The sequence below is a fragment of the uncultured Roseibium sp. genome (assembly GCF_963675095.2).
GTDB lineage: Bacteria > Pseudomonadota > Alphaproteobacteria > Rhizobiales > Stappiaceae > Roseibium.
Genome location: NZ_CAXXSJ010000047.1, coordinates 38495 through 52366 on the forward strand (window position 1 = coordinate 38495; position 13872 = coordinate 52366).

General features: G+C 61.6%; 10 protein-coding genes and 1 pseudogene. 7 read left to right on the forward strand and 4 right to left on the reverse strand.

Features of this window, described 5'->3' with window-relative positions; genetic code table 11:
- Positions 1-14: 14 nt before the first annotated feature.
- Positions 15-4748 (reverse strand): glutamate synthase large subunit, encoded by a 4734-nt coding sequence (gene gltB, locus ABIN98_RS17290; protein ID WP_394701539.1) that lies wholly within the window; start codon positions 4746-4748, stop codon positions 15-17.
- A gap of 627 nt (positions 4749-5375) precedes the next feature.
- Here gltB and ABIN98_RS17295 point away from each other — a divergent pair.
- The 5 genes and pseudogenes from ABIN98_RS17295 to ABIN98_RS17315 all read left to right on the forward strand — a co-directional run bounded on the left by ABIN98_RS17295 (position 5376) and on the right by ABIN98_RS17315 (position 9241).
- Positions 5376-5675 carry a DUF2282 domain-containing protein gene (locus ABIN98_RS17295; protein WP_346911827.1) on the forward strand — a complete coding sequence of 100 codons (300 nt, stop codon included), beginning with the start codon at positions 5376-5378 and terminating at the stop codon, positions 5673-5675.
- Positions 5676-5835: 160 nt separating this feature from the next.
- Positions 5836-6735 carry a DUF692 domain-containing protein gene (locus ABIN98_RS17300; RefSeq protein ID WP_346911828.1) on the forward strand — a complete coding sequence of 300 codons (900 nt, stop codon included), beginning with the start codon at positions 5836-5838 and terminating at the stop codon, positions 6733-6735.
- The gene (locus ABIN98_RS17305) at positions 6725-7525 is read left to right on the forward strand and encodes a DNA-binding domain-containing protein (protein ID WP_346911829.1); all 801 of its coding nucleotides are present in this window, start codon (positions 6725-6727) and stop codon (positions 7523-7525) included. The genes ABIN98_RS17300 and ABIN98_RS17305 overlap by 11 nt, the downstream gene beginning before the upstream one ends.
- A 13-nt stretch (positions 7526-7538) precedes the next feature.
- Complete coding sequence (locus ABIN98_RS17310; RefSeq protein ID WP_346911830.1) at positions 7539-8117, forward strand: DoxX family protein; 579 nt, start codon at positions 7539-7541, stop codon at positions 8115-8117.
- 66 nt (positions 8118-8183) lie between these two features.
- Positions 8184-9241: pseudogene (locus tag ABIN98_RS17315) on the forward strand (threonine aldolase family protein).
- Positions 9242-9346: 105 nt separating this feature from the next.
- Here the strand turns inward: ABIN98_RS17315 and ABIN98_RS17320 are convergent.
- Complete coding sequence (locus tag ABIN98_RS17320; RefSeq protein WP_346911831.1) at positions 9347-9793, reverse strand: Hsp20 family protein; 447 nt, start codon at positions 9791-9793, stop codon at positions 9347-9349.
- A 292-nt stretch (positions 9794-10085) separates the two neighbouring features.
- On the opposite strand from ABIN98_RS17320, the gene ABIN98_RS17325 reads away from it, so the two are divergent.
- Positions 10086-10496 (forward strand): hypothetical protein, encoded by a 411-nt coding sequence (locus tag ABIN98_RS17325; RefSeq protein WP_346911832.1) that lies wholly within the window; start codon positions 10086-10088, stop codon positions 10494-10496.
- Positions 10497-10790: 294 nt separating this feature from the next.
- Positions 10791-11648: an alpha/beta hydrolase gene (locus ABIN98_RS17330; protein ID WP_346911873.1), complete on the forward strand. Its 858-nt coding sequence runs from the start codon at positions 10791-10793 to the stop codon at positions 11646-11648.
- Positions 11649-11672: 24 nt separating this feature from the next.
- Here the strand turns inward: ABIN98_RS17330 and hisN are convergent, their stop codons facing one another.
- The gene (gene hisN, locus ABIN98_RS17335) at positions 11673-12479 is read right to left on the reverse strand and encodes a histidinol-phosphatase (protein WP_346911833.1); all 807 of its coding nucleotides are present in this window, start codon (positions 12477-12479) and stop codon (positions 11673-11675) included.
- Between the two features lie 369 nt (positions 12480-12848).
- Positions 12849-13712 (reverse strand): N-formylglutamate amidohydrolase, encoded by an 864-nt coding sequence (locus ABIN98_RS17340; protein WP_346911874.1) that lies wholly within the window; start codon positions 13710-13712, stop codon positions 12849-12851.
- Between the last annotated feature and the right edge of the window lie 160 nt (positions 13713-13872).

The window sequence follows — 13872 nt, forward strand, 5'->3', positions numbered from 1 at the left end:
TTCTATTCCGAAGCTTATTGAGCCGCCACCATGCGCAGGCGCTGTTCTTCCATTTCGCGCAGGGCCCGGCGGTATTCGACCGGCATGACCTTGACGAATTTCGGACGGTAGGTCGCCCAGTCATCGAGGATCATCTGAGCCCGGGTCGAGCCGGTGTACTCGATGTGTTTGGCCAGAAGCTGACGCAGGCGTTCGTCATCGTGACGGCTCATGTCGCCGGTGATGTCGACGCGTCCCTTGTGCTCGATGTCGCCGCCGTGGTGATGCAGCTTTTCCAGAAGATCGTCTTCTTCCGAAACCGGCTCCATTTCGACCATGGCCAGGTTGCAGCGCGATCCGAATGTGCCGTCTTCATCCAGCACATAGGCGATCCCGCCCGACATGCCGGCCGCGAAGTTGCGCCCCGTTTGGCCGATGACGACGACGACACCGCCGGTCATGTATTCGCAGCCGTGGTCGCCGACACCTTCGACGACGGCGACGGCACCGGAGTTGCGCACAGCAAAGCGTTCGCCTGCCACACCGCGGAAGTAACATTCACCCTCGGTCGCGCCGTAAAGAACGGTGTTGCCGACGATGATGGAATCTTCCGGGATGATGCGGGTGTTTGCCGGCGGGCGTACGATCAGGCGGCCGCCCGACAGGCCCTTGCCGACGTAGTCGTTGGCATCGCCGACGAGATCGATGGTCACACCCTTGGAAACGAAAGCGCCGAAGGCCTGGCCGGCAGTGCCCTTGAGATTGATTTGCAGGGTGCCCTGGGGCAGGCCCTTGTTGCCGTAGCGCTTGGCGATCTCGCCCGACAGCATGGCGCCGACGGACCGGTCGACCGAGCAGATCGTCTCGTCGACGATCGTCGGCTCCTTGGCATCGAGCGCCGGCTTGGCGGCCGCGATCAGGCGGCGGTCCAGAATGTCGTCGATCGGATGCTTCTGGGTCTCGGTCCAGCGGATCTCTTCCGGCTTTGCGTCCGGCTGATAGAAGATCCTGGTGAAATCGAGGCCGCGCGCCTTCCAGTGGTTGATGGCGGCTTCCTTGTCGAGGAACTCCGAGTGGCCGATGATCTCGTCCAGCTTGGCGACGCCAAGGGAAGCCATCAGTTCACGCAATTCTTCGGCGACGAAGAAGAAGTAGTTGATGACGTGTTCCGGGGTGCCCTTGAAGCGCTTGCGCAGGACCGGGTCCTGGGTGGCGATGCCGACCGGGCAGGTGTTCAGGTGACACTTGCGCATCATCAGGCAGCCGGCCGCAATCAGCGGGGCCGTGGAGAAGCCGAATTCATCCGCGCCGAGGAAGGCGCCGACAAGCACGTCACGACCGGTGCGCAGGCCGCCGTCGACCTGCAGGCAGACGCGGGAGCGCAGGCCGTTCAGGACCATGGTCTGTTGGGTTTCGGCAAGGCCGATTTCCCACGGGGAGCCCGCATGCTTGATGGAGGTCAGCGGCGACGCGCCGGTGCCGCCGTCGTAGCCGGAAACGGTGATGTGGTCGGCGCGCGCCTTGGCCACGCCGGCGGCGACCGTGCCGACACCGACTTCAGAGACGAGCTTGACCGAAATATCGGCCGCCGGGTTGACGTTCTTCAGATCGTAGATCAGCTGAGCCAGATCCTCGATCGAATAGATGTCGTGGTGCGGCGGTGGCGAAATCAGGCCGACGCCCGGCGTGGAGTGACGGACCTTTGCGATGACCGCATCGACCTTGTGACCCGGAAGCTGGCCGCCTTCGCCGGGCTTGGCGCCCTGGGCAACCTTAATCTGGATCATGTCGGAGTTGACCAGATATTCGGTGGTCACGCCGAAGCGGCCGGAGGCGACCTGCTTGATCGCGGACCGCTGCGGGTTCATCGAACCGTCCGGAAGCGGGTTGAAACGCTCGGGTTCTTCGCCGCCTTCACCGGTGTTGGACTTGCCGCCGATCCTGTTCATGGCAATCGCCAGCGAGGTATGGGCCTCGCGGGAGATCGAGCCGAAGGACATGGCGCCGGTGACGAAGCGCTTGACGATCTCGTTCGCCGGCTCGACCTGGTCGAGGCTGATCGGCGTGCGGCCGAGCTCTTCGGCGCTCTTGATGCGGAACATGCCGCGGATCGTGAACCGGCCGGTTTCGGAGTTCACCATCTTGGAGAACTCGCGGTACATGTCCGGCAGGTTGGAACGGACCGCATGCTGCAGGGTGGCGATGGAATCCGGCGTCCACATGTGGCTTTCGCCGCGGGCGCGGTAGGCATATTCGCCGCCGACCTGCAGGGAGTTGCGCAGGATCGCAAGATCGCCGAAGGCGTCTTCGTGGCGCAGCACGGTTTCTTCCGCCACCTCGTTGAGGCCGATGCCTTCGATGGTCGTGGCGGTGCCCGTGAAATACTTCTGCACCAGCTCGCTCGACAGGCCGACCGCGTCGAAGATCTGCGCGCCGCAATAGGACTGGTAGGTCGAGATGCCCATCTTGGACATGACCTTCAGGATGCCCTTGTCGATCGACTTGATGTAGCGGTAGACGACTTCGTCGGCATCGACTTCCTCGGGGAAGTCCATTTCCGCATGCATCAGGAGCAGGGTTTCGAACGCCAGATAGGGGTTGATCGCCTCGGCGCCATAACCGGCCAGGACGCAGAAGTGATGCACTTCGCGGGCTTCGCCGGTTTCCACGACAAGACCCACGGATGTGCGCAGGCCCTTGCGGATCAGGTGATGGTGGACGGCCGCGGTTGCCAGCAGGGCCGGGATCGCGATCCGGTTCCGGCTGATCATGCGGTCCGACAGGATGATGATGTTGTCGCCGTCCAGAACCGCCTTCTCGGCACGCTGGCACAGTTCGTCCACGGCATCTTCCATGCCGTCGGCACCCTTTTCGGACGAGTAGGTAATGTCCAGGGTCTTGGCGGAGAACTGGTTGTCAGCGATGTCGCCGATGGCGCGGATCTTTTCCAGATCCTCGTTGGTCAGGATCGGCTGGCGCACTTCCAGGCGCTTGGAGGTGGACAGGCCCTTCAGGTCAAACAGGTTCGGGCGCGGACCGATGAAGGACACCAGGCTCATGACCAGTTCTTCGCGGATCGGGTCGATCGGCGGATTGGTCACCTGCGCGAAGTTCTGCTTGAAATAGGTATAAAGCAGCTTCGACTTGTCGGAGAGCGCGGAAATCGGCGTGTCCGTTCCCATGGAACCGATGGCTTCCTGGCCGACGGTTGCCATGGGCTGCATCAGGAGCTTGATGTCTTCCTGGGAATAGCCGAAGGCCTGCTGGCGATCGAGCAGGCTCTCGCCTGCGACCGGCGCGCGGCCGCGCACTTCCGGCATGTCTTCCAGAACGATCTGGGTCTTGTGCAGCCAGTCCTTGTAGGGATTGGCGGTTGACAGTTCGCGCTTGATCTCGTCGTCGGAGATGATGCGGCCCTGCTCCATGTCGATGAGCAGCATCTTGCCCGGCTGCAGGCGCCACTTGCGCACGATGCGTTCTTCCGGCACCGGCAGCACACCGACTTCGGAAGACATGATGACGAAGTCCTCGTCGGTGACGATGTAGCGTGCGGGACGCAGGCCGTTCCGGTCGAGCGTCGCGCCGATCTGCCGGCCGTCGGTGAAGGCGACAGCCGCCGGGCCGTCCCACGGCTCCATGAGAGCCGCGTGATACTCGTAGAAGGAGCGGCGGTTCTCGTCCATCAGCGGGTTGCCGGCCCAGGCTTCCGGGATCAGCATCATGGCTGCATGGGCGAGCGAATAGCCGCCCATGACCAGGAATTCCAGGGCGTTGTCGAAACAGGCCGTATCCGACTGGCCTTCATAGGAAATCGGCCAGAGCTTGGAAATGTCGTCGCCGAACAGCGGCGAGGAGACCGAAGCCTGACGGGCTGCCATCCAGTTGACGTTGCCGCGCAGGGTGTTGATCTCACCGTTGTGGGCAACCATCCGGTAGGGGTGCGACAGTTCCCAGGACGGGAAGGTGTTGGTCGAAAACCGCTGGTGCACGAGCGCCAGCGCGGAGACGAAGCGCTCGTCCTTGAGGTCCTGATAGTATGCGCCGAGCTGGTAGGCGAGGAACATGCCCTTGTAGACGATCGTCCGGCTCGACATGGAGACGACGTAAAAGCCGCTTTTTTCGAGGCCGAGCTGGCTGCGCACCTGGTTCGATATGACCTTGCGGAGAACATAAAGCCGGCGCTCGAAGATATCCGGATCGGTGGAGCCCGCGCGCCTGATGAAAACCTGCTTGGAAACCGGCTCGGTCGCGGCGATGTCGGGCGCCTTCGACAGGCTGGAGTTGTCGACGGGCACATCGCGCCAGCCGATCAGCTCTTCGCCCTCGGCGGCGATGGTCTGTTCGATGATCGCAACGCATTTTGCGCGGACGGTTTCGTCCTGGGGAAGGAAGATGAAGCCGACGCCGTATTCACCGGCCTCTGGCAGCGCGATGCCCTTGGAGGCTAGATCTTCCTTGAAGAATGCGTGCGGGATCTGCACCAGCATGCCGGCGCCGTCGCCCATCAGGGGATCCGCGCCCACGGCGCCGCGATGGGTCAGGTTTTCCAGGACCTGAAGGCCGTCGGCGATGATCCGGTGGGACTTCTCCCCCTTCATGTGGGCAACAAAGCCGACGCCGCAGGCGTCGTGTTCGCGCGACGGATTGTAGAGCCCTTTTGCGGCGGCCGCGCCCAGTCGTGTGGCAAGGGTGGATCCGGTCGCGGTGGTTTTCGCCGCGTGTCCCTCTGCCTGCATGGCTGTGCCGGTCGTCAGCTCGATCTTCGTCATGTGCGCCCTCAACGTTACCCCAGTCGCTGCCGTGGTTTGAAGCGTCGGGTCCCGTTCGGGTCGCGTTCCTGTCCGGACGCGGCTCGTGCGACGACCCCGGCTTCAGCCCCGGCTCTGTCGAAATATCTAACGTCTCGCTTCCAGAAAGCGAACCGTCTTAAATGACGCGGCCTCTTTGAAAAGGCCGCCGGGTGCTTTCAGCTCCCGCCTTTCGGCGCCATCCCTTTGGCAGCCGAGTGGTCAGCCCGGCCTTTTCGATCCGATCGGTTCTGCGCCTCACTCACGCATATTTTGAACCTTCGATCAAAAAAGGGACAGTGATCCTGTCCTATTCCGAGCGGCGCGACCATGCCAGATTTCGAAGCCAGGGGCAAGACCGTTTATATACTGTAAAATTACAAAAGTTTCGCCCTCAATGTCCCAATTGCGAATAAATGACGTTCCGGGGCGGTTTTGGCGTAAGATTCTTTCGTCGGTCTAAAATGCTAAAATCGCTGTTCATTTTTTAGTCACGGCCGTTTGATTTCCTATTGAAGGGCGAACTGTCCACTTTTTCACCACGGCAAGGGCGACCGGGTGTCGTGCTGCCGGCCCAAACGAATTGCATTTGATCCGAGGAGTCCGCAAATGAAAACAAAGGTCATGTCCGCCGCTATCGTCGCAGGTGCCGTCGCGACCGCAGTCGCCGGGATTTCGGCGCCGAACACCGCAAGCGCCCAGGCGAAAGAGAAGTGCTACGGTGTGTCCCTGAAGGGGCAGAACGACTGCAAGGCTGGCCCCGGTACCACGTGCGCCGGAACCTCGACGATCGATTACCAGGGCAATGCATGGACCCTGGTCCCGAAAGGCACCTGCGAGACCATGGAATTGCCCGACGGTCGCAAGGGGTCGCTGACCGAGCTCGACCGCGATCTTCCGAAGGCCTGACGCCTTTTGCTTATCAGCGCGTATGAATATAGCCGGGCGTGCTGTCGCGTCCGGCTTTATCATTCCGGTTATGATCTGAAGAACGGTCCCGAACGCTGATACGAAATACCGGCCGGCAGTCTGCCTGCCGATCCTGCCAAGAACCCTTGAGGAGGTCCTCATGACATCCGGCCCGGACAGTCAGACTGCCCTTCCGCACATCGCCGCGACCGTTCCCGCCCGCGCGGGCGCCGGGCTGAAGGGCGAGCATGCCGCGGAAATCCTGGAGATCCGGCCGGAAATCGGGTTCTTCGAGGTTCATGCGGAGAACTACATGGGGGCAGGCGGTGTACCGCACCGCCAGCTGGAAGCGATCCGCCGCGATTATCCGCTCTCGCTGCACGGCGTGGGCCTGTCCATCGGCGGCGAAGGGCCGCTCGACCGGGACCACCTGAAGCGGCTGAAGGTGTTGAACACCCGATATGAGCCGGGCCTGTTTTCCGAGCACCTGGCGTGGTCGACCCACGATACGACCTATTACAACGACCTTCTGCCGGTGCCTTATACGCAGGCTACCCTGCAGCGGGTGTGCGACCATATCGACGAGGTCCAGGCGGTCATGGGTCGCGAGATGCTTCTGGAAAATCCCTCGACCTATGTCGCCTTTGAACAGAGCACCATGAGCGAGCTGGAGTTCTTGCGCGAAATAACCCGCAGGACCGGCTGCGGTCTGCTGCTCGACGTCAACAATGTCCATGTCTCCTGTGTCAATCATCAAAGGTCGGCCGAAGACTATATCGATGCCTTCCCGATGGACGCGGTCGGCGAGTTGCATCTGGGCGGTCATGCGCCGGATACGGACGATGAAGGCCGGCCGCTGCTGATCGATGCCCATGACCGGGAAGTCGATGACGTGGTCTGGGCGCTCTACGAACAGGTCGTGAAGCGGTCCGGTCCGCTGCCGACGCTGATCGAATGGGACAACGACGTGCCGGCCTGGTCCGTGCTTCTGGCGGAAGCGCAGGCGGCGGACGGGATTCTCCACCGGGTGGCAGGTGCGGAGCTGAAACGTGCGGTCTAGCCCCGACAGAGCCGATACGGTGTCCTCTTTCTCCGCCGCGCTGACAGATGCGGATCTGCCGGTGCCGGATGGGATCGTCGGCCCTGACGGCAAGCCGGCGCCCAAACGCTTCAACGTCTACCGCAACAACGTGATCGTCAGCCTGACGGAAGCGCTCGCGCAGACGTATCCGGCCATCGAACGGCTGCTCGGAGAGGACTATTTCAAGGCGCTTGGGCGCAGCTTCGTCATCGAGCATCCGCCGAGTTCGCCGGTGCTTTTGTGGTATGGGGCAAAGTTTCCCGATTTCATCGAAGCCTTCCCGCCGCTTGGCCGGTATCCGTATCTGGCCGATGTGGCGCGTCTGGAATGGGCCTGGCTTCAGGCCTATCACGCGGAAGATGCCGAACCGCTCGATCCGCAGGTGCTGGGTTCGGTCGCGCCCGAGAGCGTCGGCGAGGTCCGTTTTAGGCTCCATCCGGCGGCAAGCTGCGTCAGCTCGCCCTGGCCGGTCTTGTCGATTGCGCTTGCCAACCGGTTTTCGCTTGAGGATCCACCGGTGATCGACCTTGAGACATCCGAAAGCGTGCTGATTACCCGGCCCGAACTGGACGTCGGATTGCACCAGATGCGCCCGGGCGCGGATCTGTTTTTCCGCGCTCTTGCAACACACACTTTGAGCCAAGCGGCCAACAAGGCCCTTGCGGATATACCCGAATTCGATTTGTCTGGGTGCCTGTCCGATTTCCTGTCCGCGGGAGCCTTCACCGGCCTTGTCACGAATGACACGCCGACGGATCGGTCAGCTTGATAGAGGGGAAGATATGATCGGTTTTTTCACGCGGCTTTACGGCGGTTTCTTCGGCTTTCTGGAGCGCCTGACCAACGGCTGGCTTCTTGGCCTTGCCGCCCGGTTCGTGTTCGCCAGCGTCCTGCTCGTCTATTTCATCAATTCCGGCCTCACCAAGATCGGCAACGGTCCGCTGGGTTTTCTGTCGCCCAGTGACGGAGCCTACGCCCAGATCCTGCCGACGCTGATGGAGAAGGTCAGCTACGACACCAGCCAGATTCCGTTTTTCCCCTACGGGCTGATCGTCCTGCTCGGCACCTGGACGGAGTTCATTCTTCCCGTCCTGATCACGGTTGGCCTGTTCACGCGGGCAGCCAGTCTCGGCATGATCGTGTTCGTGATCGTCATGACCTATGTGGACATTACCGGCCATCACGTCGGGGCGGAAACGATCGGGGCGTTGTTCGACGGCAATCCAAGTTCGCTTATCGCCGATCAGCGGCTGATGTGGATCTTCGTGTTGCTGGTGCCGGCGCTGAAAGGCGGCGGATCTCTGTCGCTCGATGCCCTGCTCGGATCCTACTACCGGAGGCGCGAGCGCTATTATTATTAGAGCCGGCATTGTTTAAGTCGGTTCTGGTGCTCTTTCGCGATCCCGCCCGATGATCTAAACCGAGGCATGAACTTCGCCAGCGACAATTGGGCGGGTGCCACGGAGCCGGTGATGGCTGCCCTGGCCCGCCATCAAGCCGGAGCCGTGCCGTCCTATGGCGTGGATCCGATCTCCAAATCCGTAACGGACCGGCTCTCGGAGATATTCGAGCGTGAGGTCGCCGTCTTTTTCGTCGGAACCGGGTCGGCGGCGAACGCCTTGGCGCTGTCCGCCTATACGAAACCGGGCGCGGTGTTCTTCTGTCATCCGGATGCGCATATTCAGGTCGATGAATGCGGCTGTCCGGAATTCCTGACCGGTGGCGGCAAGCTGGTTTCCGTTCCCGGCGAGAACGGAAAGATGTCGCCGCAGGCCTTGGAAACGGCGATTGCCGGCTTTCCCCGAGGGTGTCGTCCATCACGGGCAGGCGGCCGCGGTGTCCATTACCCAGGCAACCGAAAGCGGGACCGTCCACAGTCTCGACGAGATCCGGGCGATCAAGGTGGTCGCGGGGCGCGCGAGGCCTTGCACTTCACATGGATGGCGCCCGCTTTGCTAATGCACTTGTTTCTCTCGGGTGTTCGCCGGCGTACATGACCTGGCGGGCGGGTGTCGACGTCCTGTCCTTCGGGGCGACCAAGAACGGTTGCTGGTGTGCGGAGGCTGTCGTCTTCTTCGACATGGAAGCGGCGAAGGGTTTTGAATATGCGCGCAAGCGCGCCGGGCACCTCTTCTCCAAGAGCCGGTTCATCGCCGCCCAGTTCGAGGGGTATCTGGCCGACGACAACTGGCTGGCGACCGCTGCCCACGCCAACGGCATGGCACAGAAATTGGCCGAAGGCATCCGCGCGGCCGGCGGACGTACGGCCTGGCCGGTGGAGGCCAACGAGCTGTTTCCGATCCTGAAGAAGGCGGACGCCGAACGGCTCAAGGCCGCTGGAGCCTTTTTCTATGAATGGCCGGCCAGCGGTGTGCCGGCGGATAAAAAGCCAGATGCCGATGAGGTCTGCCTTCGCCTGGTGACCAGTTTCGCCACGACCGAGGCGGACGTGGACGGTTTCCTGAGCCATCTGGCCGGAAGCTGATAGCCGCCAGAAAATCCGGCCGAAAACAAAATCGGGCGCCCGGTCTCCCGGACGCCCGTTTCGGCTCTGACGGTCTCCGCCGTTTTCAGGCGAAGCCGGAGCTGGTTAGTGAGCCTTGGTCTCGATCTGCTTCGGCGCACCCGAGCCGATTTCGATCTTGCGCGGCTTCATGGCTTCCGGAATCTCGCGGACGAGATCAATGTGCAGGAGGCCGTTTTCCAGATGGGCGCCTTCCACACGGACGTGTTCGGCGAGCTGGAAGCGGCGTTCGAAGGCACGCGATGCGATGCCGCGATAAAGAATGTCGCGGTTTTCGTCTTCGTCCTTCTTCTCACCCTTGATCGTCAGCACATGTTCCTTGGCTTCCAGGGACAGGTCGGCTTCGCCGAAGCCCGCGACGGCCATGGTGATGCGGTAGTTGTTCTCGTCGGTCCGCTCGATGTTGTAGGGCGGATAGCTCGGCGTTTCGGAATTGGCCGAATCAAGCATGGAGAACAGGCGATCGAAACCGATCGTCGAACGGTGCAGGGGGGTAAAATCAAAATGACGCATGGTCTTGTCCTCTTCTGATGAGCAACGTTTCCACTGACTTCCATGGTCCCCCCGACTTCGGCGGGACGCGGACAGTCTTTGTAGCGCAGGCCCGTTTGGCGCCTGCCTCCAAGAGATGGGAACGGGAAATTTCGCTTTCAAGAGGGAAAAACCGGTTCGTTTGCACGGGTGCGGATACGGGTCTGGAAGCTGAACGGCACATGAACAGGGCCTTCCGGTTACGTTCAACCGCAAAGGGTCATCTTGCCTTCAACGCCGGCACAGGGCTGGCGATGAGAAAAGGAGATCCGTTATGTCCATTTTGAAGTCTCTCGTTTCCGCACCGCTGGCAGGTGCATTGCTGATCACCGCCGTGTCGCTGGGCGGTACTGCTTCGGCCCAGGCCGCAGGCGCCCAGTTCAAGGCTCCGGAAGCCGTCTCTGTCCAGAAAGCCGGTTTTCGCGGCGGACATGACGGCGGCCGTCACTGGCATGGTGACCGTAAGGGCCACTGGGGTCGGCTGGGTCCGCATCAGATCCGCCGCAGCCTGAAACACCGCGGTTTCCACCGCGTCCGCATTGTCGATGCGCATGGTCCGGTCTACGTGGTCAAGGCCCGCGGCTGGCGCGGTGCACCGGTCCGGCTCGTGGTCGATGCCTTCAACGGCCGGATCCTGCGCAAGCATGTGATCGGACATCACGGCGGCTGGGGCCGCAGCTGGTGAACACACAAAAACAGGCGCCCCTGACGCAGGGGCGCCCGTTTCCGGTTGAGGACCGGATCGGCCGCAGGTATCAGTGAAGACCCGATTCCTTTGCAAGTTGCCGCATGACCCTGATCGATCATCCCGAGAACCCCATTCCCGACGGCGCGGTCACCGGCATGATCACGACACCGGACGGCACAAAATTGCGCTATGCGCACTGGGGCTCTGTCGGCGGCAGGCGCCGGGGAACGGTAACCCTGCTGCAGGGGCGCGGCGGAATTCATCGAGAAATACTTCGAGACCATCCAGGACCTGCGCGAGCGGGGCTTTGCCGTGATCACGTTCGACTGGCGCGGGCAGGGTGGGTCGCAACGGTCCTTGCGCAATTCCGCCAGGGGCCACATTTCCGGCTTTAGGCAGTACCGTCAGGATCTGGAGACGGTCCTGAAGAAGGTGTCGCTCACCGAATATCCGGGACCGCATTTCGCCCTGGCCCATTCGACCGGCGCATCGGTGCTTCTGTCGGATTCGGGCCGGCTGCGCACGATGCTGGACCGGGCCGTGCTGATTTCGCCGCTGATGGGGCTGGCGGATCAGAATTTAAGGAAAAACCGGCCGGGCTTGTACCGGTTGTTGAAAGTGCTGACTTTCGGACGGTATCCGAAGCCTGAGGTCAACAGATATACACCCGGTGCCCGGAACTTCCTGGAACGGATCGCCTTTCCTCTGGCTGCGATATTCTCCTGGACCGGGCTGGCCCGGGCCTTCGTGCCCGGAGGCAACCGCAAGTTCCTGATTCCCTTCAAGGAGAACAGGCAGACAAGCGATCAGCATCGCTACGCTCGGTTCAATGCGGTGCTGGTCGCCGCCCCCCAGCTCGGGGTCGGGTCTCCCACCATCGGCTGGCTGCACAGCGCAGCGCGTTGCATGCTCTCCTTCCGTCGCCGCGATGCAGGCCAGAAGATCATGCTGCCCTGCCTGATTATTGCCGCTGGCAACGACCGTATCGTCTCGACGAGGGCAACGGAAGAATTCGCCTCCCGCTGCCGGGCGACCGGATATATCGAGATCGCCGGAGCGGAACATGAGCTGCTGACCGAAGCGGATGTATACAGGGACCAGTTCTGGACGGCGTTCGATGCGTTCGTGCCCGGATCCGATTACGAGTGACGAATTCGCCTCTGGGTCCGTGTTCTAGACCGCCGCGCTTTCCAGCATGCGCAGGACCTTTTCATGCAGGCGCGGATCTCCGCAGGCCAGAATCTGTCCGCCGTCCACCGGTGAGTTTCCCGACCATGTGGTCACGACGCCTCCCGCTCCTTCAATGACCGGAACGAGGGCTGCAATGTCGTAGGCCTTGAGACCGGATTCGATCACCAGATCGGCCATCCCGGCGGCGACCATGCAGTAGCCGTAGCAATCGGTGCCGAAACGGGTCAGGGTCGTGGCCTTGGCAACGGCATCGAACACCGGCTGTTCGGCGGCGGAGAAGAGTTCCGGCGCAGTTGTGAGCATGACCGCGTCCTCTATCCGTTCGCAGGCGCGGGTTTTCAACTGCCGCTGGCCGATCGGGCCCGTGTACCAGGCAGATGTTCCGTCGCCCGCGTAGCGTTCCTTCACATAAGGCTGGGCCATCATGCCGAGACAGGCGCGGCCGTTGGTGCGCAGCCCGATCAGCGTGCCCCATGTGGGCAATCCGGTGATGAAGGCGCGGGTGCCGTCGATCGGGTCCAGGATCCAGACGTTTTCGGCATCGAGATTTTCCGGGCCGTGCTCTTCGCCCAGAATTCCGTGATCGGGGAATTCCGCATTGATCAGGGCCCGCATGGCTTCTTCTCCGGCGCGGTCGGCGACCGTCACCGGATCGAAACCCGAATCAAGTTTATTCTCGACATCGTGCCCCGACCGGAAGTGCGGCATGATCGCTGCCTCCGCGACATCGGCGAGCCGGTCCAGAAAACCGGCGTAGTTATGCGATAAATGCAAAGCTGGGTTGTTCATTTGGAATGCCTGTATACCGAGAGCAGGGAATCTGGAGGCGTCAGATTGCCTCATTTTCTTTTTAGGTCAGTGACTTAAATTGGTTAAAGCAACAAGGAAGCGGCGAGCAAAAGGTTGATGCCCTAATTTAGTGCATCTCCTGCCTACAAGGTGGGCTTGACCTTTGTGCAACGCAATGCGACTTTGTTGCAGCGCGAAAGGATCTTTCCTACTAGCGCCGCCCTCCTTGGGCGTTTCCTCCCTAGACTCGGGCCGCCTCTTTTTTGAGTGCGGCCTTTTTTTTGCTCGTTTATCGAGTTTTTCGTCAGGAAACAATGGCGGCTAGGGGGCTGGTTTCAGGCAGGCGATCCGGAAGACGCCGGATGCGGGTTATTCGGCCGCGATGGAGTCGGCGCCGAAGGCGGAGTCCGGCATGGCGGTCAGTTCGCGTGCGAAGCTTGCCAGATGTTCTACAAGCGTGCTGAAGCCCGAATGAAGCGTGTGGGCGCCTTCGTCCATGTAGAGACCGCGATTGATTTCGATCTGCAGCGCGTGAAGCCCGCTGGCCGGACGGCCGTAGTGTTCGGTGATGAAACCGCCCGCGTAGGGCTTGTTGCGGCTGACCGTATAGCCGAAGCCCTTCAGCAGCTCCGCGGCGAAATCGGTGAGTTCGACCGCACAGCTCGTTCCGTAGCGGTCCCCGAGAATGAAATCGGGCCGGATTTCGCTGGTCTGGCACTTGATGGTCGAGGGCATCGAATGGCAGTCGATCAGGATCGCGTGGCCGAAGGTGACGTGGGTCTGGGCCAGAAGCCGCCGCAAGGTGGAGTGATACGGCTTGTAGATATCCTCGATCCGGGTCAGGGCCTCGCTGACCGGCAGGCGGTGCCGATAGATCTCCTGGGCCTCGCTGACGACGCGGGCAACCGTGCCCAGGCCGCCGGCCACCCGAATGGAGCGGATGTTGGCATAAGACGGCAGGCGGCCGTCGAACATCTTGGGGTCAAGCTCATAAGGCTCGCGGTTCACGTCCAGGTAGGCGCGGGGAAAGTTGGCCTTCAAAAGGGGTGCGCCCATGCCGATGACGTTCATGAACAGCTGATCGACATAGGCGTCTTCGGAGCGGCGGATCGCGAGGTCGTCCAGACGGGATGCATCGAGGAAACTTGCCGGATACTCACGGCCGGAATGCGGGGAATTGAAGATGAAAGGCAGGCGCTGGTCGGCCGGGGCCAGAACTTCAAAGGCCGGCAGGCCGTTGAAGTCGGCCTGCGCCGCATCCGCGGTTTCGCCGTCGATGGTGTTTGGCAAATGTCTTCCTCGTTTCGATATCTTTTATATGGTGCCAAGGAATCAACACACAGTCCACAGAAACCGGCGCAAAACCGTGGGAGAATGGTTTCACCCTATCTTT